The organism is Streptomyces sp. cmx-4-9 (assembly GCF_046548835.1).
Lineage (GTDB): Bacteria > Actinomycetota > Actinomycetes > Streptomycetales > Streptomycetaceae > Streptomyces.
The window spans coordinates 194,397-219,537 of sequence record NZ_JAEBEE010000009.1; the positions used below are offsets into that span (position 1 = coordinate 194,397).

Below are 25,141 nucleotides of genomic sequence, written 5' to 3' on the forward strand. Positions count from 1 at the left end.
CACTAGGCATGGCGGCGGGGCGCGGCCAGGAGGCGGCCGGAGCGCAGGCCGCGCAGGGTGTGGGCCGCGCTGAGCAGCCAGGCCGTCAGCAGGGCCAGGAACAGGGCCACGGCCAGCCAGGCGAAAGCGGTCAGGCCGGTGTGGCGGGCCAGCCCCGCGGCTCCGGTGACGCAGGTCCCCACCGGGAAGGTCAGCGCCCACCAGGTCATCGCGAAGCCCATGCCCTGCCGGGCCGCGCGGATCAGCAGGGCGGCGGCCAAGGCCAGCCACAGCAGGGCGAAGCCCATGACGGGCACCCCGTAGACCACGGCGAAGGCGCCGAGCGCGTCCGCGTACGGGCCGTCGACGGCGACCGGCGCCACGTCGGCCAGCTGGTTCACGGCGGTGGTGGACTGCCCGAGGGGGCCGAGGACGAGGAAGAGGGTCGGGGTGAGGGCCAGGGGGAGCGGGCCGCTCACGAGCAGCCGGCCGAAGACCAGGGGCAGCATGAGGAGCGTGGCCAGCAGACTGAGGCCGAACAGGGCGTGGCAGGCGAGCAGCAGTGCCTCGCGGGGCAGGCCCGCGGGCAGGTGGGGTACCAGCAGCGGGCCCACGGCGGCGGAGACCATCGGGGCCACCAGCGGGAGCAGCCAGACGGGGGTGGCCTGCTGCGCCTCGACCCTGTGCCGGACGACCATCAGGTACGGCACCGCCACGGCCGTGACCAGGCCGATCGCGGTGCCGGCGGTGAACAGCACGGTGTCCGCGACGACGGCGGGGCCGGTCCCGATCAGGTCCTTGCCGACGATCAGGGTGCCGCCGCCGACGGCCAGCAGGGCCATCGGCAGACAGCCGTGGAAGGGGGCGACCGCCGGGTCGAGCAGATGGGCGCGGGCCTGGTCGCGGTGGTGGATCCAGTGGCCGGCCCGGGCGGCGAGCACGGCGGCGAGGGCCAGCGCCGACAGCGCCCAGACGATCTGGCAGGCCACGCGCTGTCCGGGGAGCTGGTACGGGAGGGTCGCGCCCGCGTTCGCGATGATCGCCGTGCCCATGACGGGGGCGTACCAGTTGGGGCCCAAGTGCCGCAGCGCCGGTGCCTTGTGGGCTCCGAACGCGGGCCGGGCGAGGGTGCGGGGTCGCACGAGGGTGGTGGCCATGGCCTCAGCGTCGTACCGGCCGACCGGAGGCGGCAGAGGTCATCTTCCTATGAGGCCATAAACTGCTGTTATGGGTGATGAGGAGTGGGTTCCGCTGGCACACCGGGTACCGGACCTGGGCGCGCTGGAGCTGCTGCTCGCGGTGGCCCGCATCGGCAGCCTGAGCGGCGCGGCGCGGCGGCTGGGCATCACCCAGCCCGCGGCGAGCAGCCGGATCCGGGCCATGGAGGCCCGGCTGGGCGTCGCCCTCGTGGACCGCTCGCCCCGCGGGTCCACGCTGACGGCCGAGGGCGCCCTGGTCACGGACTGGGCCCGGCAGGTGGTGGAGGCGGCGGAGGCCTTCGACGCGGGGGCGCAGGCGCTGCGCGGCCGGCGGGACTCGCGGCTGCGGGTGGCGGCCAGCATGACCATCGCGGAGTACCTGCTGCCCGGCTGGCTGATCGCCCTGCGCGGGCAGCGCCCGGACACCGCGGTGTCCCTGTACGCCGGGAACTCCTCGGAGGTTGCGCAACGGGTGCTGGCGCACGAGGCCGACCTCGGCTTCGTGGAGGGGCTGACCGTGCCGGAGGGGCTGGACTCGGCGGTCATCGCGCAGGACCGGCTGGTCGTGGCCGTGGCTCCGGGGCACGCCTGGGCGCGCCGCTCGCGCGGCGTGGCCACGGCGGAACTGGCGGCGACCCCGCTGATCCTGCGCGAGCGCGGCTCGGGCACCCGCCAGGTGCTGGACGCGGCGCTGGCCGGCAGCGGCGGCCTGGCCCGGCCGCTGCTCGAACTCGCCTCCACCACTGCCGTGAAGGCGGCCGCGCTGAGCGGCGCCGGGCCCTGCGTGCTGTCGGAACTGGCCGTCGGGGACGAGGTGGCGGCGCGCCGGCTGGTGGCCGTGCCGGTGGCAGGGGCCGCCCTGGGCCGGGCCCTGCGGGCCGTGTGGCCGACGGGGTCCCGCCCGGCCGGCCCGGCGCGCGACCTGCTGTCGCTGACCCGGGGGCGCCGGCCCCAGCCGTGAGCTGCGCTCAGTGCACCCGCGCCGAGGTGCGGGCCGCGGCCGCGTCGACCAGGGCGGCCATGACCCGGGTGTCCTCGTCCCGTTCGGGGTGCCACTGCACGCCCAGGACCCACCGTGCAGGATCGGTGAGCTCGACGGCCTCCACCGTGCCGTCGGCCGCGTGGGCCGAGGCGGCCAGGCCCCGGCCCAGCCGGTCCACGGCCTGGTGGTGGTAGGCGGGCACCTGCGCCTCCTCCGGGACCAGCTCCGCGTACCGGGTGCCGGCCACGGGGCGGACCGGGTGCCGGGACATGACCCCCGGGGTGTGCAGGTGCCCCTCCAGGTGCTGGATCAGGGTGCCGCCGAGGACCACGTTCAGGGCCTGCATGCCCCGGCAGACCCCGAGCAGCGGCAGTCCGGCGTCCAGGGCCGCGGTGATCAGGGCCAGCTCCCAGTGGTCGCGGACGGTGGCGGGGGGCCCGGTGCGGGGGTCGCGGGCGGCGCCATAGTGCACCGGGTCCACGTCCGGGCCGCCCGCCACGACCAGTCCGTCCATCCGGCTCAGCACCTCCGCCGCCGTACCGGGGTCGTCCGGCGGGAGCAGTACGGCCGTGCCGCCCGCCGCCTGGACGAGCCGGTAGTACCCGGCCGGGACGAGGGCCGCCGGGAGGTCCCACACGCCGTAGCGGGTGGACTCCTCCACGTAGGTGCTGATGCCGATGAGCGGCCTGGGCACGATCGCTACCTCCAGGACGGTGGGGGGTGGGGCCGGGCGCGGGTGGGACCTCAGTCCCGCGAGAGCTCCGCCTCGGCTTCGGCGAGGGCGGCGAACTCCTCCTCGGGCGCGGAGGCCACGAGGTGGTGCCGACTGTAGAAGGCGAAGTAGGCGAGGGCGACCGCGTACACGGCCAGGGCGATGAACGCCGCGTCCTTGTCCACCAGGAAGGTGGCGACCAGTGCCGACAGGGCGAGGACGAGGGCCGCCGAGGAGGTCAGGATGCCGCCGGGGGTGCGGTACGGGCGCTCCAGGCCCGGTTCCCGGCGCCGCAGCACGATGTGCGAGAGGGCCATCAGCGCGTAGGAGATCGTCGCACCGAACACCGCGATGTTGAGCATCCGCGCGCCGTCACCGGTGGCCGCCGCGAGGGCGAAGCCGATCGCGCCGGGGATGACGAGGCCGAGGTAGGGGGCCTTGCGCCGGGAGGTCAGGGACAGGAAGCGCGGCAGGTACCCGGCCCGGGAGAGGGCGAAGAGCTGGCGGGAGCCGGCGTAGATGAGCGAGAAGAAGGAGGCCACCAGGCCGGCGAGGCCCGCGTAGTTGACGAACCGGCTGAGCGCGGTCGGGCCGCCGTCCCCCTCCAGGGCCACGACCAGCGGGTTCCCGGCCGCCTTGACGGCGTCCGCGCCCTGCGCCCCGGTCGCCGCGAAGAAGGTGACCAGGGCCAGCAGGGCGAGGATGCCCATGGAGAGGGAGAGTGCCTTGGGCATGGACCGGACGGGGTCCTTGGCCTCCTCCGCGGCCAGCGGGACGCCCTCGACGCCGAGGAAGAACCACATGCCGAAGGGGAAGGCGGCCCAGATGCCCAGGACGCCCAGCGGGAGCCAGGAGGTGGAGCCGAAGGCCGCCGTGTCGACGGGGATGTCGTTGAGGGCGTCGGCGTCGAACTCGGTGAAGGCGCCGACCGCGAAGATCAGCAGGGCGGCCACGGCGATGGCGGTCACCACGAGACTGAAGCGCAGGGCCTCGCCGACACCCCAGAGGTGGACCCCGATGAAGATCACGAAGCAGCCGAGGTAGACGGGCCAGCCGGAGGTCAGGCCGAAGAGGCCGAGGGACTCGACGTAGTCGCCGATGAAGATGACGATCGCGGCCGGGGCCAGGATGTACTCGATGAGGATGGCGGTACCGGTGAGGAATCCGCCCCAGGGGCCGAGCGCCCGCCGGGCGAATCCGTAGCCGCCGCCCGCCGTCGGCAGGATGGTGGAGAGCTCCGCCAGGGAGAAGACCAGGCAGGCGTACATCGCGCCCATCAGGACGGTGGCGATCGCGAGACCGCCGAAGCCGCCCTTGTCGAGGCCGACGTTCCAGCCGGAGAAGTCCCCGGAGACGACGTAGGCGACGCCGAGGCCGGTGAGCAGCAGCCAGCCGGCGCTGCCCCGGCGGAGCGTGCGGCGGGCGTGGTAGTCCTCGTCGGCGCCCTCGGGGGATGCGGGGGGTGCGGGCACGGCTGTCAGCCGTGCCTCGATGTCGTCGGCCATCGTGCGCTCCTGCCTCAGGGCGGTCAGCAAAGGTTGTGGGGCGTACCTTTGCCGCAGTGGAGCGGAGTGCGCAAGACCTCTGCAGGGAAGCGGGCCGCCGCCGGCCCCCCGGCGGCGGGGGCTTCCCGTCGGCCTGCCCGGCCGCTCACGCCAGGAAACCCCGCAGCAGCGCGGCCGTGCCGCAGCAGTGCTCGCGCATCGTCTCCCGCGCCCGGGCCGCGTCCCGTCCGCGCACCGCCTCCACCACCGCGGTGTGCTGCTGCTGCGAGTGCTCCAGGTTGCGCACCAGCAGCGGGATGCAGTCCAGCAGGTCGTTGACGGTGGCTCGGACGGCCGCGTACTGGGCCGTCAGGGTGGCGGAGCCGGCCAGTTCGCACAGCGCGAGGTGGAAGAGGGTGTCCTGGCGGCGGTAGTCGGCGAGCGGGGCGTCATGCGTGGCGGCCAGCGCGCGGTGCAGCCGCGCGGCGCCCTCCCCGGTCAGCCCCTGGGAGGCGCAGAGCCCGGCCGCTCCCACCTCCAGCACCTCGCGGAACCGCAGCACGTCCTCGATGTCCACCCCGGCGACACGCCGGCGCAGCTCCTCCTCGACGCCGCCCGCCGGGGTGTCGGCGCGGGGCAGGACGAACGTTCCGCCGTACCGCCCGCGCCGGGACTCCACCAGGCCCTGGTCCTGCAGGACCTTGAGCACCTCGCGCAGGGTGACCCGGCTGATCCCCATTCGCTCGGCCAACTCCCGCTCGGGCGGCAGCCGTTCCCCGCCCGGCACCAGCCCCAGCCGGACCACCTGGAGGATCTGCTCCAGGGCCTCCTCGAAACCGTTGCCCGCCCGCACCTGACGCAGTACCGGATTCAGCCGTGCGACGGCGTCGCCTTCGCTCGCCGTATCGGTCATCTGGGCCCCTCCCCTTCCCAAGCAATGGTTCTGTTCAATACCTTAGGCCTCCTCGGCTCACCGAAGGAGAGATTCCCGTGGTAGACCGCAAGCCGCCGCTGGCGATCGAGGAGCTCCGCGCCCTCGTCGCCGCCGGCGAGATCGACACCGTCGTCCTGGCCTTCCCCGACATGCAGGGCCGCCTCCAGGGCAAGCGGTTCGCCGCACCGTTCTTCCTCGACGAGGTCCTGGAGCACGGCACCGAGGGGTGCAATTACCTGCTCGCCGTCGACACCGACATGAACACGGTGGACGGGTACGAGATGTCCTCCTGGGACCGGGGCTACGGCGACTTCGCCCTGCACCCCGACACCGCCACCCTGCGCCGCATCCCCTGGAACCCCGGCAGCGCCTTCCTCCTCGCCGATCTCGCCTGGAACGACGGCTCGCCCGTCGTCGCCGCGCCCCGGCAGATCCTGCGCCGCCAGCTGGAGCGCCTCGCCGGGCACGGGTACACCGCGATGGCGGGCACCGAGCTGGAGTTCATGGTCTTCCAGGACACCTACGAGCAGGCCTGGAACTCCGGCTACCGCGACCTGACGCCCGCCAACCAGTACAACATCGACTACTCCGTCCTCGGGACCGGCCGCATCGAGCCCCTGCTGCGCCGGATCCGCACCGAGATGCAGGCCGCGGGGCTGGTCGTCGAGTCGGCCAAGGGCGAGTGCAACCTCGGCCAGCACGAGATCGCCTTCCGCTACGACGAGGCGCTCACCACCTGCGACCAGCACGCCGTCTACAAGACGGGGGCCAAGGAGATCGCCGCCCAGGAAGGCGTCTCGCTCACCTTCATGGCCAAGTACGACGAGCGCGAGGGCAACTCCTGCCACATCCACCTCTCCCTGGCTGACGCCGACGGGCGCAATGCGATGGCCGGTGACGGCCCGGGCGGCATGTCACCGGTGATGCGGCACTTCCTGGCGGGTCAGCTGGCCGCGCTGCGCGACTTCTCCCTTCTCTACGCCCCCAACATCAATTCGTACAAGCGCTTCCGACCCGGATCCTTCGCCCCGACGGCCGTCGCCTGGGGCGTGGACAACCGGACCTGCGCCCTGCGGGTGGTCGGCCACGGCCGGTCCATGCGCTTCGAGAACCGCCTCCCCGGCGGCGACGTCAACCCCTACCTCGCCGTCGCCGGACTGGTCGCGGCCGGACTGCACGGGATCGAAAGCGAACTGGAGCTGCCCGAGGCCTGCGCGGGCAACGCCTACGCGGGCGCCTACGCGCACGTCCCCACCACCCTGCGCGAGGCCGCCGAGCTCTGGGAGAACAGCGAGATCGCCAAGGCCGCGTTCGGCCCCGAAGTCGTCGCCCACTACCGGAACATGGCCCGCGTGGAACTCGACGCCTACGACTCCGCGGTCACCGACTGGGAACTGCGCCGCTCCTTCGAACGGCTCTGAGCCCACCCGAAGCGGCGCCCCGCCGAACCCGAACCCCCGCCGAACCCGCACCCCCACCCGCACCGAACCTGTGAGAGGCACCACGTGTCCGATGTGCTGGAAGTCCTGAATCCGGCCACCGAGGAAACCGTCGCCCTCGTCCCGGCCGCCACACGGGACGACGTCGACGCCGCGGTCGCCCGGGCCGCCGCCGCGCAGCGCGGCTGGGCCGCCGCGGCCCCCGCCGACCGGGCGCGGCTGCTGCGCCGCTTCGCCGCGGTCGTCGACGGGCACGTCGAGGAGCTCGCCCGGCTGGAGGTCCGGGAGGCCGGCCACACCATCGGCAACGCCCGCTGGGAAGCGGGCAACGTACGCGACCTGCTCGACTTCGCCGCCGGGGGAGTCGAGCGGCTCTCCGGCCGCCAGATCCCCGTCGCGGGCGGCATCGACGTCACCTTCCTCGAACCGCTCGGCGTCATCGGCGTGATCGCCCCCTGGAACTTCCCCCTGCCGATCGCCGCCTGGGGACTGGCCCCGGCGCTCGCCGCGGGCAACGCCGTCCTCCTCAAGCCCGCCGAGACCACCCCCCTGACCGCCCTGCGCCTCGCCGAACTCGCCCTCGAAGCGGGGCTCCCCGAGCACCTCTTCCAGGTGCTCCCCGGCCGCGGGACGGTGGCCGGCGACGCACTCGTCGAGCACCCGGGCGTGGCCAAGATCGTCTTCACCGGCTCCACCGGGGTCGGCAAGCAGATCATGGCCAAGTGCGCGGACCGGGTGAAGCGGGTCACCCTCGAACTCGGCGGCAAGAGCCCCAACATCGTCTTCGCGGACGCGGACCTGGAGGCGGCCGCCGCGGCCGCCCCCATGTCCTTCCTCGACAACACCGGGCAGGACTGCTGCGCCCGCACCCGGATCCTCGTCCAGCGCCAGGTCCACGACCGCTTCCTCGAACTGCTCGCCCCGCGCATCGAGGACGTGGTCGTCGGGGACCCGGCCGACGAGCGGACCCAGATGGGCCCGCTCATCTCCCGCGCCCAGCTGGACCGCGTACGGTCCTACGTCACCGACGACCTCAAGGCGGTCCGCGGCACCGCCCCGCAGGGCCCCGGCTTCTGGTACCCGCCGACCCTCGTCACGGACGTGGACCCCGCCGCGCCCGTCGCCGCCGAGGAGGTCTTCGGACCCGTCGCCGTCGTCCTGCCCTTCGAGGACGAGGAGGACGCCGTACGCCTGGCCAACGCGACCGCCTACGGGCTCTCCGGCTCGCTCTGGACCCGCGACATCGGCCGCGCCCTGCGCGTCTCGCGCGCCGTCGCCGCCGGCAACCTGTCGGTCAACTCCCACAGCAGCGTCCGCTACAGCACCCCCTTCGGCGGCTACAAGCAGTCCGGACTCGGCCGCGAACTCGGACCCGACGCCCTCACCGCTTTCACCGAGACCAAGAACGTCTTCATCAGCACGGAGGCCTGAACCCACATGACCGACCGCACCGAAGAGATCGTCTGCCGCCGCCTGGGCGGCCGCACCGCCGTCATCACCGGAGCCGGCAGCGGCATCGGCCTCGCCACCGCCCGCCGGCTCGCCTCCGAGGGCGCCCGGGTGGTCTGCGCGGACATCGACGAGAGGGCCGGCAAGGCCGCCGCGGATGAGGTCGGCGGCCTCTTCGTCCAAGTGGACGTCACCGACCAGGAGCAGGTCGAGGCCCTGTTCAAGACGGCCTACGACACCTACGGATCCGTCGACATCGCCTTCAACAACGCGGGCATCTCACCCCCGGACGACGACTCGATCCTCACCACCGGACTCGACGCCTGGCGCCGCGTCCAGGACGTCAACCTCACCTCCGTCTACCTCTGCTGCAAGGCGGCCCTGCCCTACATGCAGCGCCAGGGCCGCGGCTCCATCATCAACACCGCGTCCTTCGTGGCGGTCATGGGCGCCGCCACCTCCCAGATCTCCTACACCGCCTCCAAGGGCGGGGTCCTGGCCATGTCCCGCGAGCTGGGCGTGCAGTTCGCCCGCGAGGGCATCCGGGTGAACGCCCTGTGCCCCGGCCCCGTCAACACCCCGCTCCTTCAGGAGCTGTTCGCCAAGGACCCCGAGCGCGCCGCCCGCCGGCTCGTGCACATCCCGCTGGGCCGGTTCGCCGAGCCCACCGAGATCGCCGCGGCCGTCGCCTTCCTCGCCAGCGACGACTCCTCCTTCATCAACGCCACCGACTTCCTCGTCGACGGCGGCATCTCGGGCGCGTACGTGACCCCGCTGTAAGCCCGAGCCGCCGAGCCCGCCGGCCGGTCCGCCACGGCCGTGACGGCCCCGGCCGGGCGGACCCCGGCTCCCGGGCGACCGGAGCGGTCACAGGAAGGTGCGGCCCTCGCCCCGGTACGTCGGGGCGGTGGCCGTCACCCGGTCGTCCTGCACCAGGTGCAGCGTGTCGAAGCGCTCGCACAGTTCGCCCGCCTTGGCGTGCCGGAACCAGACCCGGTCGCCGATCAGCAGGTCGTCGGCCGGGCTCCCCAGCAGCGGGGTCTGCACCTCGCCCGCCCCCTCCTGGGCGTCGTAGCGCAAGCCCGGCGGCAGGTGGGGCACCGGCAGGCGGTCCGCCCCCGGGGCGCCGGAGGCCGGATAGCCCCCGCCGAGCACGGTCACCACACCGACCCCGGGACGCCGGACCACGGGCTGCGCGAACAGCGCGGCCGGACGGCCCCGGAAGGACGTGTAGTGGTCGAACAGCCGCGGCACGTACAGCCCGGACCCGGCGGCGATCTCCGTGACCGCGTCCTCCGCGGCCGTCTGCTGGACGCTGCCCGTCCCCCCGCCGTTGACGAACTCCAGGTCCGGCACCACCGCGCGCACCGCCCGCACCGCCTCCGCACGGCGGGCCGCCAGCTCCCTGCGGGCCGCGGCCTGCATGAGCCGGATCGCCCGGGACCGCAGCGGCCGCCCGGCCGGCGCGTCCCCGACCCCCGCGACATGGCCCTCGTACCCCATCACGCCCACCACCCGGAAGCCCGGCCGGGCCGCGACCGCACGCGCCAGCGCCGCCAGTTGGGCGGGCTCGCGCAGCGGGGAGCGCCGGGCCCCGACCCGGACCCGCCCGCCCAGCAGGTGCAGCGCCGTGTCCAGCTCCAGGCAGACCCGGATCTCCTGGGTGCCGCCGTCCCGGGAGCGGTCGACGAGTTCCAGCTGCGCCGGGTCGTCGACCATGACGGTGACCGCCGCCGCCAGCTTGGGATCCGCGGCGAGTTCGGCGAAACCCGCCCGGTCCGCGGACGGATAGGCCAGCAGGACGTCCTCGAAGCCGGAGCGGGCCAGCCACAGCGACTCGGCCAGGGTGTACGACATGATCCCGGCGAACCCCGGCCGTGCCAGCACCCGTTCGAGGAGCGCCCGGCAGCGGACGGACTTGCTCGCGACGCGTACGGGCTTCCCGCCGGCCCGGCGCACCAGGTCGTCGGCATTGGCGTCGAACGCGTCGAGGTCCACAATGGCCAGCGGCGCGTCGAGGTGCGCGGTCGCCCGGTCGTACCGGGCACGGTCGGCGGCGGGGGAATTCATGGGCGCAGCTTGCCAGACCGCTCTACCCGTGGGTAGGGGTCACGGCCCGGCCCTGCGGGTCCGGCCCGGGCCCGCGCGGCCGTAGAGTACGACCAGGCAGCCGTACGGATCGGGGGGCGGAGCCGCCGGATGACCACGTCGACACCGCGGACCGCGGTCCTCGGGGACCCCGGCCCGCCGCCGCCCCCGCACCCGGCCCCGCGCCGCCGCCCGGGCCGGGTCCTCGCCACCGTGCTGTGCGCCCTGCTCGGCGCCGGCCTGACCGGCGGGGCCGCGCTCACCGGCTGGGCCGAACACCGCGCCGCGAACCGCCCGCCCACGGCCGACGCCCTCTACCGCAAGGCCGGATCGCTGTGGCGTTCCGCCCCGGTCGACCGCCTCTTCCCGCCCGTGCTGTCCGGACCCTCGGCGGGGCCCGGGTCCGCGGACCGGACCTGGACCCGGACCGCCCTCGCCCCCGACGCGGACTGCCCGGCCGCACTGGCCGCCGACTGGCAGGCCCTGCTGGCCGCCACCGGCTGCACGCGCGTCCTGCGCGCCACCTACACCGACGCCACCCGCAGCTCCCTGATCACCGTCGGCATGGTCTTCACGCCCGCCGACGCCCCCGCGATGGCCGCGCTCACCGGCCGCCTCACCGCGCCCCCCGGCTACGGGTTCACCGACGCCCAGCGCGCCGCCTGGGACGCAGCGGTGCTCCCCGAGGCCCCCGTCGTCGTCTACGCCGTCTCCTCCTTCGCCGACGGCCGCCCCCTGGACGCCCCCCGCCCCGCCGAGGACGTGATGAAGAAGGACGCCACCGGAGCCGTCGCCCAGGCGGGCCTCGGCCACGAGGCCAAAGCCGTCGCCGACCGGATACGGCTCGCCCTGCGCACCCTGGCCGTTCCGCCGACGCCCGGACCCTCCGCCACGACCGCTGCCACGACCTCCGCCACGACCGCCGCCGCGACCGCCGCCAAGACCGCCGCCAAGACCTCCGCCACGGCCTCCGCCACGGCCTCCGCCACGGCCTCCGCCGCGACCTCCGCCACGACCGCCCCGGAGTCCTCCCGATGAGCCGTGCCCGGGCGGCCGCCGCCCTCGCGCTCGCCGTCCTGCTCGCCGGCGCGGCCGCGCCCCCCGCCGCCGCCGACACCATCCGGGACCGCCAGTGGGGGCTGCTCGCCCTGCGCGCCGAAGAGGCCTGGGGCACCACGCGCGGTGACGGCGTGACCGTCGCCGTCCTCGACACCGGGGTCGACGCCACCCACCCCGACCTCGCCGGACAGGTCCTGGAGGGCACCGACCTCATCGGCTCCGGCGCGGGCCGCGGCGACCGCGCGTGGGCCCGCCACGGCACCGCCATGGCGAGCATCATCGCCGGGCACGGACACGGCCCCGACCGCGGCCAGGGAGTCCTCGGCCTCGCCCCGCAGGCGAAGATCCTCCCGGTGCGGGTGATCCTGGAGGAGGGGGACCCGGGCCGGGCCGCGGCCCGAGAGAACAAGGGCGGGGCCCTCGCCGAAGGCATCCGGTGGGCCGCCGACCACGGAGCCGACGTGATCAACCTGTCCCTCGGCGACGACAGCGACTCCGCCCATCACGAGGCCGGCGAGGACGAGGCCGTCCAGTACGCCCTCGGCAAGGGAGTGGTCGTCGTCGCCTCCGCGGGCAACGGCGGCGAAACGGGCGACCACACCTCCTACCCGGCCGCCTACCCCGGCGTCATCGCGGTCGCCGCCGTGGACCGCAGCGGCCGCAAGGCCCCCTTCTCCACCCGCAACTGGTACGCCACCGTCAGCGCCCCCGGAGTCGACGTGGTCATCGCCGACCCCGACCGCTCCTACTACGAGGGCTGGGGGACGAGCGCCGCCGCCGCCTTCGTCTCCGGCGCCGTGGCCCTGGTCAAGGCCGCCCACCCGGACCTGTCCCCGGCCCAGGTCAAGAAGCTGCTGGAGGACACCGCCGCCGACCGGCCCGCCGGCGGGCGCGACGACTCCCGCGGCCACGGCCTGGTGGACCCCGCCGCGGCGCTCCAAGTGGCCGAGGGTGTGCGGCCCGAGGCGCCCGTGCCCGCGCCCGCCGCTGCCCCGCAGACCTACTTCGGGCCCGGCCCCGATCCGGTCCGGCCCCCCGAGCGCGGCGCCCGGATCGGGGCCGCGGGGGCCGCGGGCGCGGGAGCGGCGCTGCTCGTTCTGGCCGGCGTACTGGCCCGGCGCCCGCGCGGCCGCCGGCACCGGGTCGCCGGGGCGGCCCCGTACGGAGACCCGCCCGCGGCACAGTAGGGTCGGTTCACTGTGGCGAACATGGCGAACAAGAACATTCCCGACCCCGGCTTCTCCGACGACGACGGCTCGGCCGATCCGCGGCTGAGCGCGGCCCTGGCCGCCTGGGCCGGGGACCGGTCGAAGGAGCCCGAGGTGCTGGCCGCCCTGGCCGGCGCCCGCCTGCTGGTCCCGGTCGTCGCCGTACTCGGCGAGGTCGAGACGGACCCGCAGACGGGCCTGAAGCGCGAGAAGACCAGCGACATGGCCGTGCCCACCCTGCGGGCGGGGGACCGGCGGGCGCTGCCCGCCTTCACCTCGACGGCCTCCCTCGCGCTGTGGGACCCGGCCGCCCGGCCGGTGGCCGTCCCCCTGCACCAGGCCCTGGCCGCCGCCGCGCACGAGAAGGCCGACACCGTGGTGCTCGACCTGGCCGGCCCGGTCACCTACCAGCTCACCGGCTCCGCGCTGCTCGCCCTCGCCGAGGGCCGCTCGGACGCGGACCCGCTCGCCGACCCGGCCGTCCGTGAGGCCGTACGAGCCGTGGTGGCCGCGGAGCCCGGGGTGCTCCGCGCCCACCTGGGCCGGGGCGGCGCCGACTCCGACGGCACCCTGGCGATCTCCGCGGGCAGCGGTGCGCAGGCCGCGGCGGCGGCCCGCCGGGTCGCGCAGGCACTGGCGGCCGACGAGACGCTGCGGGCCCGGCTGGTGCGCGGGCTGGACCTGGCGCTGCTGCCCGCGGACGCCCCGGCTCCCTCGGGCGAGCCGCTGTTCAGCCGCTGAGCGGGGGCGTACGCGAGGAGGGGCGGGCGGCTCCGGGGTACTCCCGGACCGCCCGCCCCTCCTCGCACGTCCTGATCCGTACCGCTGCGCCCGTCCTCCCGGCGGGCGCCGCGGACGGTCAGCCGAAGACCGGGCCGGTGAACTTCTCGCCCGGGCCCTGGCCCGGCTCGTCCGGGACGATCGAGGCCTCGCGGAAGGCGAGCTGGAGCGACTTCAGGCCGTCCCGCAGCGGGGCCGCGTGGAAGGAGCTGATCTCGGTGGCGCTCGCGGTGACCAGGCCGGCCAGGGCCGTGATCAGCTTGCGGGCCTCGTCGAGGTCCTTGTGCTCGGAGTCCGGCTTGTCCAGGCCCAGGTTGACCGCCGCGGCGCTCAGCAGGTGCACGGCCACCGTGGTGATCACCTCGACGGCGGGGACGTCCGCGATGTCGCGGGTCAGGGCGTCGTAGTCGGGGGCGGCGTCGGCAGCGGGGCCGGTGGAAGGGGTCGCGTCAGTCATGTGCCCCACGATATGCCGTGCGGCGGGCCTGCCCAGCGGGTGCTAGTATGGACTTCGACCGGCCGGACACCTGCGTGCCCGGCCACAAGTGGAGGCTCCGATCTCCCACCCGACCACCCTCCGGGGAGGCGGGTCACCGGTCAGGCGGTATCCATCGTTCCGTACGGACGATGGAAAGCTGCCCGAATTGCGCCCCGCGGTGTGCACGCGGCGGTGCTCCGGTCGTTTTGGAGCCCCTGCCTGTGCCCGGCGGGGCTTTTCTGCATTCTCCCCGCTGCGGTCGGTCTGACGGACATACACGTCAGCGGCTGTCTGCCAGGCAGCCGTGTGGTGCAACCGAGGAGGATCCATCAGCACCGAGCCCCGCATCAACGACCGGATTCGCGTTCCCGAGGTACGACTCGTCGGTCCCAGCGGCGAGCAGGTCGGCATCGTGCCGCTTGCCAAGGCGCTTGAACTCGCGCAGGAGTACGACCTCGACCTGGTCGAGGTCGCGGCGTCCGCACGCCCGCCGGTCTGCAAGCTCATGGACTACGGCAAGTTCAAGTACGAGTCGGCCATGAAGGCCCGTGAGGCGCGCAAGAACCAGGCGCACACGGTCATCAAGGAAATGAAGCTCCGGCCGAAGATCGACCCGCACGACTATGACACCAAGAAGGGTCACGTCGTTCGGTTCCTCAAGCAGGGCGACAAGGTCAAGATCACGATCATGTTCCGTGGTCGCGAGCAGTCCAGGCCGGAGCTCGGCTTCCGTCTGCTGCAGCGCCTCGCGGCCGACGTCGAGGACCTCGGGTTCATCGAGTCGAACCCGAAGCAGGACGGCCGAAACATGATCATGGTTCTCGGTCCGCACAAGAAGAAGACCGAGGCAATGGCCGAAGCCCGCGAGGCGCAGGCCGCCCGCAAGGCCGAGCGCCAGGGTGTGGCCCACGCCGACGACGAGGCTCCTTCCGAGGAGGCTCCGGCCGAGGCCGCAGCCGACGAGGCAGCCGCCTCCGCCGAGGTCACCGAGGCCGCCGCCGAAGAGGCGCCTGCCGAGGAGCCGAAGACCGAGGCCTGATTCCGGGGCAGCCCGTCCCGGATCACCGATACAACATGACGCTCCCCCGAGCCGGTCCGGCATCGGACCGGTGGGAGCGCCACCGACGAGGAGATAACGGCGCTATGCCGAAGAACAAGACGCACAGCGGTTCCAAGAAGCGCTTCAAGATCACCGGCTCCGGCAAGGTGCTCCGTGAGCGCGCCGGCAAGCGCCACCTGCTCGAGCACAAGTCGTCCCGTGTCACCCGCCGCCTGACCGGCACCGCGGAGATGGCCCCCGGCGACGCCGCGAAGATCAAGAAGCTTCTCGGCAAGTGACGTCCCTCGCTCCCCCTGCCGGGAGCGGGACGTCAAGACCGGGACCCCATCGAATTCGGGCCGCGTGAAGACAACCACGGCCCCGCTACAAGGAGTTAAAAAGTGGCACGCGTCAAGCGGGCAGTAAACGCCCACAAGAAGCGCCGGGCGATCCTCGAGGCGGCCTCCGGCTACCGCGGTCAGCGTTCGCGCCTGTACCGCAAGGCCAAGGAGCAGGTCACCCACTCGCTGGTCTACAACTTCAACGACCGCAAGAAGCGCAAGGGCGACTTCCGTCAGCTGTGGATCCAGCGCATCAACGCCGCTGCCCGCCAGAACGGCATGACCTACAACCGCCTCATCCAGGGTCTGAAGGCCGCCAACATCGAGGTGGACCGCAAGATCCTCGCGGAGCTGGCCGTCAACGACGCCAACGCGTTCGCCGCGCTGGTCGAGGTCGCGCAGAAGGCCCTCCCGGCCGACGTCAACGCCCCCAAGGCCGCTGCCTAAGGGCTGGCCGGCCGGTTTCCGGCCGGCCCCCACGGACCCGCAGGCACCACGCCTGCGGGTCCGTGTGCTTTCGCCCCCGCAGCAGCCCGCGGGGCGCATCCGACCCCCGCGCCCGTACGGCGCCGGTCCCCGCCGGGGCGCCGCGCCCCGGACCGCAGCCCGAGAGAGAACCGCTGACCACCATGGCTACCCCCGCCGAGCTGATCTCCCCCCGATCCCCGCGGGTGGCCGCCGCCAGGCGCCTGGCGCGACGCAACTTCCGCACCAAGGAGCGGCGGTTCATCGCCGAGGGCCCGCAGGCGGTCCGCGAGGCGGTCGAGCACCGCGGGGCGGCCGGCGCCACCCTGATCGAGCTGTTCGCGACCGTCGAGGCCGCCGAGCGCCACCCGGGGATCATCGAGGCCGCACGCGCCTCCGGCGCCCGGGTCCACTACGCCGACGACGAGGTCCTGGCCGAGGTCTCGCAGACCGTGACCCCGCAGGGCCTGGTGGGCGTCTGCCACTTCCTGGACTCGCCCTTCGAGGAAGTCCTGGCGTCCCGCCCCCGGCTGGTCGCCGTCCTCGCGCACGTCCGGGACCCCGGCAACGCCGGTACGGTGCTGCGCTGCGCGGACGCCGCCGGAGCCGACGCGGTCGTCCTCACCGACGCCTCCGTGGACCTCTACAACCCCAAGTCGGTACGGGCCTCCGTGGGTTCCCTCTTCCACCTGCCGGTCGCGGTCGGCGTCCCGGTGGAGCAGGCCGTCCAGGGGCTGCGGGCGGCAGGCGTGCGGATCCTCGCCGCTGACGGCGCGGGCGAGGACGACCTCGACGCCGAGCTCGACGCGGGCACCATGGGCGGCCCCACGGCCTGGGTCTTCGGCAACGAGGCCTGGGGCCTGCCCGAGGAGACGCGCGCCCTCGCGGACGCCGTCGTACGGGTCCCGATCCACGGCAAGGCGGAAAGCCTGAACCTCGCGACGGCCGCCGCCGTGTGCCTCTACGCGTCCGCGCGTGCACAGCGGGCGTCCGGAGGGTGCCGTTCCGTGACCCCCAGCTAGTAATGTGGCGGCCCGGGGGCCCACTGAGCTACCCGGAGATGTGGGGTACGGGGAGATGACCGTCGGCACGAACAGCTCACCGGGGGCCGCGGACGCGGCCGAGGAGCGGTTCCCGGGCGTCCCCGAGGCCCCGCTCCCCGCCGACGCGCTGCGCGGCGTACCGCAGCAGGCGCCGGCCCCCGGCCCCGCCGCGCGGACCGGGTTCGGGATCGACCCCGACGACCTGCCCGACGGGCTCGTCGTCGCCGACGCCGCCGGGCAGGTCATCTGCTTCAACCGGGCCGCGGCGCGGATGACCGCCACCGAGCCCCGCCTGGCCCTCGGCGCGCCCATCGAGCGGGCCCTGCCGCTGGAGGACCTCGAAGGACGCCGCTGGTGGACGCTGACCGACCCGTACGGGGGCCTCGCCACCCGCCGCGGGCAGCCCGAGCGCAACCTGCTGCTCCCGGGCGGCCGCGAGGTGCTGGTCTGCGCCCAGTACGTCCGCGCGCACCCCACCGGACCGCTGAGCCGCCTGGTCGTCACCCTGCGGGGCACCGAGGCACGCCGCCGCACGGAGCGCAGCCATGCCGAGTTGATCGCCACGGTCGCGCACGAGCTGCGCTCACCGCTGACCTCCGTCAAGGGTTTCACCGCGACCCTGCTCGCCAAATGGGAGCGGTTCACCGACGACCAGAAGCGGCTGATGCTGGAGACCGTCGACGCCGACGCCAACCGCGTGACCCGGCTGATCACCGAACTCCTGGACATCTCCCGGATCGACTCCGGCCGCCTGGAGGTCCGCCGCCAGCCGGTGGACATGGCCACCGCCGTCGGCCGGCACGTCCAGGCCCTCACCGCGAACGGCCAGGCCCCCGAGCGCTTCCTCGTCAGCGTCAGCCGCCCCCTGCCCGACCTGTGGGCGGACCCCGACAAGATCGACCAGATCCTCGGCAACCTCCTCGAAAATGCGGTGCGCCACGGTGACGGAACCGTCACCATCGACGTGTCGCCGCACGAGAAGGGAACAGCCGTCACCGTGACCGACGAGGGCCCCGGGATCCCGGAGGAGTCGATGGGCCGCGTCTTCACCCGCTTCTGGCGGGGGAGCAAGCGCGGCGGCACCGGGCTGGGCCTGTACATCGTCAAGGGCATCGTGGAGGCCCACGGCGGCACCATCACGGTCGGCCGCGGCCCCGGGGGCGGCGCCGAGTTCCGGTTCATCCTGCCCGTGAGCGCGCCGGCGTACCTCACGCAGTAGCCCTGCGGAGCGTCTCACCGGTCGGCCCACGGGCTCCTTCACCCCCAGCGACCTTTAGACTCGTCCTTTGGCACCTTTGTGTCCTTGTGGCGAGCGTGCCGGTCGAGCGCGCCGCGCGGGGTTCCACCAGCCAGCCACCGGAAGTACGGGAAGAGATGTCGGCACCGAACAAGTCGTACGACCCTGTCGAGGTCGAGGCACTGAAACCGGAAGAGATCGAGCGCATGCGGGACGAGGCGCTCGCCGCCTTCGCGGCCGCCGGCGACCTCGACGCGCTCCGGGAGGCGAAGACCGCGCACATGGGCGACCGTTCGCCCCTGGCGCTCGCCAACCGCGAGATCGGCGCCCTGCCGCCCCAGGCCAAGGCCGAGGCGGGCAAGCGCGTCGGCCAGGCCCGGGGCGCCGTGAACAAGGCCTTCGGGGCCCGCACGGTGGCGCTGGAGGCCGAACGGGACGAGCGGGTGCTGGTCGAGGAGGCCGTGGACGTCACGCTGCCCCACGACCGCGTCCCCGCCGGCGCCCGGCACCCCCTGACCACGCTGATGGACCGCATCGCGGACATCTTCACGGCCATGGGCTACGAGGTCGCCGAGGGCCCCGAGGTGGAGGCGGAGTGGTTCAACTTCGACGCCCTCAACTTCACGCCCGACCACCCGGCGCGCCAGATGCAGGACACCTTCTTCGTCCGGGGCCCCGAGGGCACCGACGGCGACGAGTCCGGTGTCGTGCTGCGCACCCACACCTCCCCGGTGCAGGCGCGCACGCTGCTGGAGCGCAAGCCCCCCGTCTACGTCGTCTGCCCGGGCCGCGTGTACCGGACCGACGAGCTCGACGCGACGCACACCCCGGTGTTCCACCAGGTCGAGCTGCTCGCCGTCGACGAGGGCCTGACCATGGCCGACCTGAAGGGGACCATGGACCACATGGTCCAGGAGCTGTTCGGCGAGGGCACCACCACGCGCCTGCGCCCGCACTTCTTCCCCTTCACCGAGCCGTCCGCCGAGATGGACATGCAGTGCTACGTGTGCCGCGGGGCCTCGGTGGGCAACCCCGACCGCCCGTGCCGCACCTGCTCCAGCGAAGGCTGGATCGAGCTGGGCGGCTGCGGCATGGTCAACCCCAAGGTGCTGACCGCCTGCGGTGTCGACCCCGAGAAGTACAGCGGGTTCGCCTTCGGGTTCGGCATCGAGCGGATGCTGATGTTCCGCCACAACGTCGAAGACATGCGAGACATGGTCGAGGGTGACGTGCGTTTCACCCGGCCGTTCGGGAGTGAGATCTGATGCGCGTCCCGCTTTCCTGGCTGCGGGAGTACGTAGACCTCCCCGCGGGTGAAACCGGCCGTGACGTGGCCGCCAAGCTGGTCGACGCCGGCCTTGAGGTCGAGACCGTCGAGCAGCTCGGCGGCGGGCTCAAGGGCCCGCTCGTCGTCGGCCGGGTGCTGACCATCGAGGAGCTCGAGGGCTTCCGCAAGCCGATCCGGTTCTGCACCGTCGACGTCGGCGGCGCCAACGGCACCGGCGAGCCGCAGGAGATCGTCTGCGGCGCCCGCAACTTCGCCGTCGGCGACAAGGTCGTCGTGGTCCTGCCCGGCGCCGTGCTCCCCGGCGACTTCGCCATCGCCGCGCGCAAGACGTACGGCAAGACCTCGCACGGCATGATCTGCTCCGGCGAGGAGCTCGGCATGGGCGACGACGGCACGCACGGCATCATCGTGCTGCCGCCGGAGTACGAGGTCGGCACCGACGCAATCGAGCTGCTCCAGCTCGTCGACGAGGTCCTCGACATCGACATCACCCCCGACCGGGGCTACTGCATGTCGCTGCGCGGCGTGGCCCGCGAGGCCGCCACCGCGTACGGTCTGCCGCTGCGCGACCCGGCGCTGCTCGACGTGCCCGGGCCGAACTCGTACGGCTACCCGGTCCAGGTCGAGGACCCGGCCGGCTGCGACCGCTTCACCGCCCGCACGGTGACCGGCCTGGACCCCGACGCGCGTTCCCCGATCTGGCTGACCCGCCGCCTCCAGAAGGCGGGCATGCGCCCGATCTCGCTCGCCGTCGACGTGACCAACTACGTGATGCTGGAGCTCGGCCAGCCGCTGCACGCCTACGACCGCACGCGGATCGACGGCGCCATCGGCGTCCGCCGCGCCGAGCAGGGCGAGCAGTTCACCACCCTCGACGGGGTCAAGCGCACCCTGGACGCCGAGGACCTGGTGATCACCGACAGCAGCGGGCCGATCGGGCTCGCCGGTGTCATGGGCGGCGCCGACACCGAGATCGCCGACTCCGTGACCGACCCCGAGACGGGCCGGGTCACGGGCACCACCGACGTGGTGATCGAGGCCGCGCACTTCGACCCGGTGTCGATCTCCCGCACCGCCCGTCGCCTGAAGCTCTCCTCGGAGGCGTCCAAGCGCTTCGAGCGGGGCGTCGACCCGCAGGCCGCCGCCGCTGCCGCGCAGCGCACCGTCGACCTGCTCGTGCTGCTCGCGGGCGGCACCGCCGAGGCCGGGGTCACCGAGTTCCTCGCCCCCGGTGCCCCCCGCACCGTCGCGATGCGCGCCGACCACCCCGACCGGGTCGCGGGCATGGACTACGGCCGCGAGACCGTCGTACGCCGCCTCCAGGAGATCGGCTGCGACGTCTACGGCCAGGACGAGCTCGTCGTCACCGTGCCCTCGTGGCGGCCCGACCTCGCCGAGCCCAACGACCTGGCCGAAGAGGTCATCCGGCTGGAGGGCTACGGCAACCTCCCGTCGACCCTCCCGCAGGTGCCCTCCGGACGCGGTCTGACCGCGCGCCAGCAGCTGCACCGCCGGGTCGGCCGCGCCCTGGCCGGCGCGGGCTACGTGGAGGCGCTGAGCTACCCCTTCATCGGCGCGCAGGTCCTCGACCAGCTCCAGCTCCCCGAGCAGGACGCCGCCCGCCGGCTCGTCACGCTGGTCAACCCGCTCTCCGACGAGGAGCCGGCGCTGCGCACCACGCTGCTGCCGGGCCTGCTGGGCGCGCTGCGCCGCAACGACAGCCGGGGCAGCCACGACCTCGCCCTCTTCGAGACCGGTTCGGTCTTCCTGGCGGGCCCGCAGCCCGGCGTCGCAGTGCGGCTGCCGGTCGACCGGCGCCCCACGGACGAGGAGCTCGCCACCCTGGACGCGGCCCTGCCCGCGCAGCCGCGGCACGCCGCGGTCGTGCTGGCCGGTGCGCGCGAGCAGGCCGGCTGGTGGGGCAAGGGCCGCCCGGCCGACTGGGCGGACGCCGTTCAGGCCGCACGGCTGCTCGCCGTCGAGGCCGGTACGGAACTCCTCGTCCGCCAGGGCCGGTACGGGCCCTGGCACCCCGGCCGGTGCGCCGAGCTGGTCGTCACCCTCGACGGGGCCGAGCAGGTCGTCGGCCACGCCGGCGAGCTGCACCCCCGCGTGGTCAAGGCGCTGGGCCTGCCGGCCCGCACCAGCGCGATGGAACTCGACCTGGACCGCCTTGCGGCAGCCGGCGGCGAGGCCCTGCGGGCGCCCCGGATCTCCTCCTTCCCGGTGGCGACCCAGGACGTCGCGCTGATCGTGGACGCGTCGGTGCCGGCCTCGGACGTGGAGGCCGCGCTGCGCCAGGGCGCGGGCGAACTCCTCGAATCGCTGAGGCTGTTCGACGTGTTCACCGGTGAGCAGGTCGGCGGGGGCAAGAAGTCCCTGGCGTATGCGCTGCGCTTCCGCGCAACCGACCGCACGCTGACCGCCGAGGAGTCCACGGCCGCGCGTGACGCCGCGGTGGCGCTCGCGGGCGAGCGGACCGGGGCGGTGCTGCGCGGCGCCTAGCCGCATCCCGCAGGACCTGTTCCAGGCCGAGGGGCCTGTCCGGAGCACCGGGCAGGCCCCTCGGCCGTGGCGCGGGGCCTGCACCGCCGGGCGGCCCGCCGACGGACCGCCCGGCCGGCGCCGGCGACGGCCGGACCCGACGGGCCCGGTCCGTGGCGGCCGCGCCGCGCGCCGGTGTCCGGTGGGCGGGTCCGGCGCGCGTGCGGCCCGGTTCCTGCCGGGGCCCGGCGACCAACCGGGCGCCGGCGGAACCTGAGTGCGCCGCCCGTCTGCCATGGAGTGTCGGGCAGACGGCAGACGGGCGGCGCTGACGGGTCGTCGCACTGTACGAGGGGGAGCCGACGACCCGGGCTGCCTCTGGCGAGGCCCTTAAGTGAAGCGCCCGCGGAGGCCCGCGCGGCAGGGTGCGTATCGCATTTATGCGCGTACGCGGTTCGCACCCCGTGTGAACCGCGCACCCACTAGCCTGGGGGCCACGAGCCCCGGGGAGCGGTCCATGCAGCCCAATGTCCTGCTCGAAGCCCTCCTCGCCGAGGCGGGCATGTCCCACGCCGGACTCGCCGCGTACGTGAACCAGGCGGGCCGCAGCCGTGGACTGGCCCTGCGCTACGAACACACCGCCGTGGCCCGGTGGTTGAAGGGCCAGCGGCCCCGGGGCCAGGTGCCCGACCTGATCTGCGAGGTGCTGGGCGGCCGGCTGATGCGCCCACTCGGCCTGGACGACATCGGGCTCGGCGTGCCGGACGGGCCCGGCTGCGGGCACGTCTCGCCGCTCAGCGGATTCGTGGACCGGGCGGCCGCCCTGTGGCGCTCCGACGGGCAGGGCCGGAGCCCGTCGCTGACCGCGGCGGCCGTCACGGGCACGCCCGCCGTCATCCCGGTCTGGGAGTGGGAGAACCCGCCCGAGGATGCCGACGTCTCCCGGGCGGGCCCGCTGCGGATCGGGCCCGAGCACCTCGTGGTCCTGCGGGCCGCCCGCGCGCACTACGAGCTGATGTACCGGCGCTGCGGCGGGGTGGCCACCCGGGCGCGGATCGTCCGCTTCCTGGGCGCCGAGACCGCGCCGATGCTGCGCGGCAGCTACCCCGACGGCCTGGGCCGCCAACTGCACCGCGCCACCGGCTCCCTGGTGGCGGTGGCCGGCATCTGCGCCTACGACTCGGACGCCCACGGCCTGGCCCAGCGCTACTTCCACCAGGCCCTGCGGCTGGCCAAGGCCAGCGGCGACCGGGGGCTGGGGGCGTACGTGATCGCGCTGCTGGTCAACCAGTCCCTGCACCTGCGCGAGTACCGCCAGGCCGTCGCCTTCGCCGAGGCCGCGCTGCGGGCCGCGGGAGGCCACACCACCCCGGCGCTGGCCGCGGACCTGCACGCCATGCAGGCCAAGGCCTACGCCCAGCTCGGCGACACCCGGGCCGCGCTGGCGTCCATCCGCAGCGCCGAGGCGGCCGCCGAGCGGATCAGGCCGGGCACCGAACCCGACGAGACCGGCTACGTACAGCCCGGGCTGGTCAACGTCCAGGTGGCGCAGGCGCTGCTCAGCCTGGGCGAGCTCGACGCGGCGCACGAGCAGGCGGCGGCCGCGGTCGGCACCCCGGCGCACGACCGCGGGCGGGTGCACCGGCTGGCCATGCTCTGCGAGATCCAGCTGCGCCAGGGCGAGGCCGACCGGGCGGTGGCCGCCGCGGCCGAAATGGCCGAACGGGCCAAGGGGATGGAGTCGCTGCGCCTGCGCGACCGGCTCCGGTCGGTCCGCGAACAGCTGCTGACCAGCGGTTGCTCGGGCGCGGAGGAGACCGCCCGGCTGATCGACGGGGCGCTGCTCGTTCCCCTGTGAGGGCGTCAACTGCTGCCATGTTGCCACCAACCCGATCGGAAGGTGGCACAGCCGTGCAGTGGACGAACCTCAATGAGCAGACCGTGTACAAGAACCGCTGGTTCGATGTGAATCTCGCCGACGTGGAACTCCCGGACGGCCGGCACCTGGACCACTTCGTGATCCGGCTGCGCCCGGTCGCCGTCGCCACGGCCGTCAACGCGGCCGACGAGGTGCTGCTGCTGTGGCGGCACCGCTTCATCACCGACAGCTGGGGCTGGGAGCTACCGGCGGGAGTGGTGGAGGACGGCGAGGACATCGCCACCGCCGCCGCCCGCGAGATGGAGGAGGAGTCGGGCTGGCGGCCCGGCCCGCTGCGCCACCTGATGACCGTCGAGCCGTCCAACGGGCTGACCGACGCCCGCCACCACCTCTACTGGGCGGACGGGGCCACGTACATCGGCGACCCCGAGGACGCCTTCGAGTCCTCACGCCGCGAGTGGGTCCCGCTCAAGCTGGTCCCCGGCATGATCGCGCGGGGGGAGGTCCCGGCCGCCAACATGGCGGCCGGACTCCTGCTCCTGCACCATCTGCGGCTCGGCTGAGCCCGTCCCGGCGGTCAGCCGTACGGGTAGAAGCCCGAGCCCGTCTTGCGGCCGAGGCGGCCCGCGTCGACCATCCGCTGGAGCAGCGGGGGAGCGGCGTACAGGGGCTCCTTGTACTCCGCGTACATGGAGTCGGCCACCGAGGCGACCGTGTCCAGGCCGATCAGGTCCGCCAGCTTCAGCGGGCCCATCGGGTGGGCGCAGCCCATCTCCATGCCGTTGTCGATGTCCTCGCGGCTCGCGATGCCCGACTCGAACATCCGGATCGCGGACAGCAGGTACGGGATGAGCAGCGCGTTGACCACGAAGCCGGAACGGTCCTGGGCGCGGATCGCGTGCTTGCCCAGCACGTCCCGCACCAGGGCCTCGGCACGTTTGACGGTCTCGTCACCCGTGGTCAGCGCGGGGATCAGCTCCACGAGCTGCTGCACCGGCGCCGGGTTGAAGAAGTGGATGCCGATGACCTGGTCCGGCCGCGAGGTGGAGACGGCCAGCTTGACCAGCGGAATGGAGGAGGTGTTGGAGGCCAGGATGGCATCCGGGCGGGTGACGACCTGGTCGAGGACCTGGAAGATCTCCGTCTTGACCTGCTCGTTCTCGACGACCGCCTCGATGACGAGGTCCCGGTCGGCGAACTCGCCGAGGTCGGTGGTGAAGGTGAGGCGGGCCAGGGTGGCGTCCCGCTCCTCCTCACTGATCTTGCCGCGTTCGGCGGCCTTCATCAGGGAGTTGTGCAGCCGGGTGCGCCCGATCTCCAGGGCCTCGCCGGTGGTCTCGGCGACCTTCACCTCAAGACCGCTGCGGGCGCACACCTCGGCGATGCCCGCGCCCATCTGGCCGCAGCCCACTACGCCGACCCGTGCGATGTCGGTCGGGAGGGTAGAGAGGTCCGTCACATCGTGCCTTTCGCTGCTCATCCATCGCGGGTCCCCCGTGTCAGTGGTCACTGCATTCCGGCGCCCGCCACGCCCCACGACGTTACCCCCGACCTTGCCCCCGGTGGCGGGCCGG

General features: G+C 74.0%; 23 protein-coding genes. 16 read left to right on the plus strand and 7 right to left on the minus strand.

Annotated elements, in window-relative coordinates:
• Positions 1 to 2: 2 nt before the first annotated feature.
• Positions 3 to 1,136, minus strand: a complete 1,134-nt coding sequence (locus tag ACLJTM_RS27420) for a TDT family transporter (protein ID WP_411106404.1) — start codon at positions 1,134 to 1,136, stop codon at positions 3 to 5.
• Between the two features lie 70 nt (positions 1,137 to 1,206).
• Here ACLJTM_RS27420 and ACLJTM_RS27425 point away from each other — a divergent pair, with 70 nt between their 5' ends.
• Complete coding sequence (locus tag ACLJTM_RS27425; RefSeq protein ID WP_411106405.1) at positions 1,207 to 2,139, plus strand: LysR family transcriptional regulator; 933 nt, start codon at positions 1,207 to 1,209, stop codon at positions 2,137 to 2,139.
• Between the two features lie 7 nt (positions 2,140 to 2,146).
• Here the strand turns inward: ACLJTM_RS27425 and ACLJTM_RS27430 are convergent, their stop codons facing one another.
• From ACLJTM_RS27430 to ACLJTM_RS27440, 3 genes are all read right to left on the minus strand, one after another.
• A complete protein-coding gene (locus ACLJTM_RS27430; RefSeq protein ID WP_411106406.1) occupies positions 2,147 to 2,854 on the minus strand; it encodes a gamma-glutamyl-gamma-aminobutyrate hydrolase family protein in 708 nt (235 codons plus the stop codon).
• A gap of 50 nt (positions 2,855 to 2,904) precedes the next feature.
• Positions 2,905 to 4,377, minus strand: a complete 1,473-nt coding sequence (gene eat, locus ACLJTM_RS27435; protein WP_411106407.1) for an ethanolamine permease — start codon at positions 4,375 to 4,377, stop codon at positions 2,905 to 2,907.
• 145 nt (positions 4,378 to 4,522) lie between these two features.
• Positions 4,523 to 5,269 (minus strand): FadR/GntR family transcriptional regulator, encoded by a 747-nt coding sequence (locus ACLJTM_RS27440; protein WP_411106408.1) that lies wholly within the window; start codon positions 5,267 to 5,269, stop codon positions 4,523 to 4,525.
• Between the two features lie 77 nt (positions 5,270 to 5,346).
• Here ACLJTM_RS27440 and ACLJTM_RS27445 point away from each other — a divergent pair, with 77 nt between their 5' ends.
• The 3 genes from ACLJTM_RS27445 (at position 5,347) to ACLJTM_RS27455 (ending at position 8,958) form a co-directional block, all read left to right on the plus strand.
• Positions 5,347 to 6,711 (plus strand): glutamine synthetase family protein, encoded by a 1,365-nt coding sequence (locus ACLJTM_RS27445; RefSeq protein ID WP_411106409.1) that lies wholly within the window; start codon positions 5,347 to 5,349, stop codon positions 6,709 to 6,711.
• An 84-nt stretch (positions 6,712 to 6,795) separates the two neighbouring features.
• The gene (locus ACLJTM_RS27450) at positions 6,796 to 8,160 is read left to right on the plus strand and encodes an aldehyde dehydrogenase family protein (protein ID WP_411106410.1); all 1,365 of its coding nucleotides are present in this window, start codon (positions 6,796 to 6,798) and stop codon (positions 8,158 to 8,160) included.
• 6 nt (positions 8,161 to 8,166) lie between these two features.
• Complete coding sequence (locus ACLJTM_RS27455; protein ID WP_411106411.1) at positions 8,167 to 8,958, plus strand: 3-oxoacyl-ACP reductase; 792 nt, start codon at positions 8,167 to 8,169, stop codon at positions 8,956 to 8,958.
• Between the two features lie 87 nt (positions 8,959 to 9,045).
• Here the strand turns inward: ACLJTM_RS27455 and ACLJTM_RS27460 are convergent, their stop codons facing one another.
• Positions 9,046 to 10,248, minus strand: coding sequence for an amino acid deaminase/aldolase (locus tag ACLJTM_RS27460; RefSeq protein WP_411106412.1), 1,203 nt, complete (start codon positions 10,246 to 10,248; stop codon positions 9,046 to 9,048).
• Positions 10,249 to 10,377: 129 nt separating this feature from the next.
• Here ACLJTM_RS27460 and ACLJTM_RS27465 point away from each other — a divergent pair, with 129 nt between their 5' ends.
• Genes ACLJTM_RS27465 through ACLJTM_RS27475 form a run of 3 tightly spaced genes read left to right on the plus strand, consistent with a single transcriptional unit; the run spans position 10,378 to position 13,274 of the window.
• Complete coding sequence (locus ACLJTM_RS27465) at positions 10,378 to 11,304, plus strand: hypothetical protein (RefSeq protein WP_411106413.1); 927 nt, start codon at positions 10,378 to 10,380, stop codon at positions 11,302 to 11,304.
• Positions 11,301 to 12,512, plus strand: coding sequence for a type VII secretion-associated serine protease mycosin (mycP, locus tag ACLJTM_RS27470; RefSeq protein ID WP_411106414.1), 1,212 nt, complete (start codon positions 11,301 to 11,303; stop codon positions 12,510 to 12,512). The genes ACLJTM_RS27465 and mycP overlap by 4 nt, the downstream gene beginning before the upstream one ends.
• 21 nt (positions 12,513 to 12,533) lie before the next feature.
• Entirely contained in the window at positions 12,534 to 13,274 is a 741-nt protein-coding gene (locus ACLJTM_RS27475; protein ID WP_411106415.1) for an SseB family protein, read from the plus strand.
• A 118-nt stretch (positions 13,275 to 13,392) separates the two neighbouring features.
• On the opposite strand, the gene ACLJTM_RS27480 is transcribed toward ACLJTM_RS27475, so the two are convergent.
• Positions 13,393 to 13,770, minus strand: a complete 378-nt coding sequence (locus tag ACLJTM_RS27480; protein ID WP_411106416.1) for a DUF1844 domain-containing protein — start codon at positions 13,768 to 13,770, stop codon at positions 13,393 to 13,395.
• A gap of 325 nt (positions 13,771 to 14,095) precedes the next feature.
• On the opposite strand from ACLJTM_RS27480, the gene infC reads away from it, so the two are divergent.
• From infC to ACLJTM_RS27525, 9 genes are all read left to right on the plus strand, one after another.
• On the plus strand, positions 14,096 to 14,830 hold the full coding sequence (infC, locus tag ACLJTM_RS27485; RefSeq protein WP_411106417.1) for a translation initiation factor IF-3: 735 nt from the start codon (positions 14,096 to 14,098) through the stop codon (positions 14,828 to 14,830).
• 104 nt (positions 14,831 to 14,934) lie between these two features.
• Positions 14,935 to 15,129: a 50S ribosomal protein L35 gene (gene rpmI, locus ACLJTM_RS27490; protein ID WP_030387121.1), complete on the plus strand. Its 195-nt coding sequence runs from the start codon at positions 14,935 to 14,937 to the stop codon at positions 15,127 to 15,129.
• Between the two features lie 102 nt (positions 15,130 to 15,231).
• Positions 15,232 to 15,618 (plus strand): 50S ribosomal protein L20, encoded by a 387-nt coding sequence (rplT, locus tag ACLJTM_RS27495; protein WP_007263143.1) that lies wholly within the window; start codon positions 15,232 to 15,234, stop codon positions 15,616 to 15,618.
• A 182-nt stretch (positions 15,619 to 15,800) separates the two neighbouring features.
• Positions 15,801 to 16,658, plus strand: coding sequence for a TrmH family RNA methyltransferase (locus ACLJTM_RS27500; RefSeq protein WP_411106418.1), 858 nt, complete (start codon positions 15,801 to 15,803; stop codon positions 16,656 to 16,658).
• A 55-nt stretch (positions 16,659 to 16,713) separates the two neighbouring features.
• A complete protein-coding gene (locus ACLJTM_RS27505; protein WP_411106419.1) occupies positions 16,714 to 17,898 on the plus strand; it encodes an ATP-binding protein in 1,185 nt (394 codons plus the stop codon).
• Between the two features lie 155 nt (positions 17,899 to 18,053).
• On the plus strand, positions 18,054 to 19,181 hold the full coding sequence (gene pheS / locus ACLJTM_RS27510; protein WP_411106420.1) for a phenylalanine--tRNA ligase subunit alpha: 1,128 nt from the start codon (positions 18,054 to 18,056) through the stop codon (positions 19,179 to 19,181).
• Entirely contained in the window at positions 19,181 to 21,709 is a 2,529-nt protein-coding gene (gene pheT, locus ACLJTM_RS27515) for a phenylalanine--tRNA ligase subunit beta (RefSeq protein ID WP_411106421.1), read from the plus strand. The genes pheS and pheT overlap by 1 nt, the downstream gene beginning before the upstream one ends.
• Positions 21,710 to 22,205: 496 nt before the next feature.
• Complete coding sequence (locus tag ACLJTM_RS27520; protein WP_411106422.1) at positions 22,206 to 23,546, plus strand: transcriptional regulator; 1,341 nt, start codon at positions 22,206 to 22,208, stop codon at positions 23,544 to 23,546.
• A gap of 53 nt (positions 23,547 to 23,599) precedes the next feature.
• A complete protein-coding gene (locus tag ACLJTM_RS27525; protein WP_411106423.1) occupies positions 23,600 to 24,130 on the plus strand; it encodes an NUDIX hydrolase in 531 nt (176 codons plus the stop codon).
• Between the two features lie 14 nt (positions 24,131 to 24,144).
• Here ACLJTM_RS27525 and ACLJTM_RS27530 read toward each other — a convergent pair whose 3' ends face one another.
• Positions 24,145 to 25,047 (minus strand): 3-hydroxybutyryl-CoA dehydrogenase, encoded by a 903-nt coding sequence (locus ACLJTM_RS27530; RefSeq protein WP_411106424.1) that lies wholly within the window; start codon positions 25,045 to 25,047, stop codon positions 24,145 to 24,147.
• Between the last annotated feature and the right edge of the window lie 94 nt (positions 25,048 to 25,141).

What these genes read in the sequence shown, in the direction of transcription:
- ACLJTM_RS27455 (WP_411106411.1), top strand. Translation starts at nt 8,167, where the DNA reads ATGACCGACCGCACCGAAGAGATCGTCTGCCGCCGCCTGGGCGGCCGC.
- ACLJTM_RS27440 (WP_411106408.1), bottom strand. Translation starts at nt 5,269, where the DNA reads ATGACCGATACGGCGAGCGAAGGCGACGCCGTCGCACGGCTGAATCCG.
- rpmI (WP_030387121.1), top strand. Translation starts at nt 14,935, where the DNA reads ATGCCGAAGAACAAGACGCACAGCGGTTCCAAGAAGCGCTTCAAGATC.
- pheT (WP_411106421.1), top strand. Translation starts at nt 19,181, where the DNA reads ATGCGCGTCCCGCTTTCCTGGCTGCGGGAGTACGTAGACCTCCCCGCG.
- ACLJTM_RS27480 (WP_411106416.1), bottom strand. Translation starts at nt 13,770, where the DNA reads ATGACTGACGCGACCCCTTCCACCGGCCCCGCTGCCGACGCCGCCCCC.
- ACLJTM_RS27520 (WP_411106422.1), top strand. Translation starts at nt 22,206, where the DNA reads ATGCAGCCCAATGTCCTGCTCGAAGCCCTCCTCGCCGAGGCGGGCATG.
- ACLJTM_RS27465 (WP_411106413.1), top strand. Translation starts at nt 10,378, where the DNA reads ATGACCACGTCGACACCGCGGACCGCGGTCCTCGGGGACCCCGGCCCG.
- ACLJTM_RS27505 (WP_411106419.1), top strand. Translation starts at nt 16,714, where the DNA reads ATGACCGTCGGCACGAACAGCTCACCGGGGGCCGCGGACGCGGCCGAG.
- ACLJTM_RS27420 (WP_411106404.1), bottom strand. Translation starts at nt 1,136, where the DNA reads ATGGCCACCACCCTCGTGCGACCCCGCACCCTCGCCCGGCCCGCGTTC.
- mycP (WP_411106414.1), top strand. Translation starts at nt 11,301, where the DNA reads ATGAGCCGTGCCCGGGCGGCCGCCGCCCTCGCGCTCGCCGTCCTGCTC.
- ACLJTM_RS27530 (WP_411106424.1), bottom strand. Translation starts at nt 25,047, where the DNA reads ATGAGCAGCGAAAGGCACGATGTGACGGACCTCTCTACCCTCCCGACC.
- ACLJTM_RS27425 (WP_411106405.1), top strand. Translation starts at nt 1,207, where the DNA reads ATGGGTGATGAGGAGTGGGTTCCGCTGGCACACCGGGTACCGGACCTG.
- ACLJTM_RS27500 (WP_411106418.1), top strand. Translation starts at nt 15,801, where the DNA reads ATGGCTACCCCCGCCGAGCTGATCTCCCCCCGATCCCCGCGGGTGGCC.
- ACLJTM_RS27475 (WP_411106415.1), top strand. Translation starts at nt 12,534, where the DNA reads ATGGCGAACAAGAACATTCCCGACCCCGGCTTCTCCGACGACGACGGC.
- eat (WP_411106407.1), bottom strand. Translation starts at nt 4,377, where the DNA reads ATGGCCGACGACATCGAGGCACGGCTGACAGCCGTGCCCGCACCCCCC.
- pheS (WP_411106420.1), top strand. Translation starts at nt 18,054, where the DNA reads ATGTCGGCACCGAACAAGTCGTACGACCCTGTCGAGGTCGAGGCACTG.
- ACLJTM_RS27460 (WP_411106412.1), bottom strand. Translation starts at nt 10,248, where the DNA reads ATGAATTCCCCCGCCGCCGACCGTGCCCGGTACGACCGGGCGACCGCG.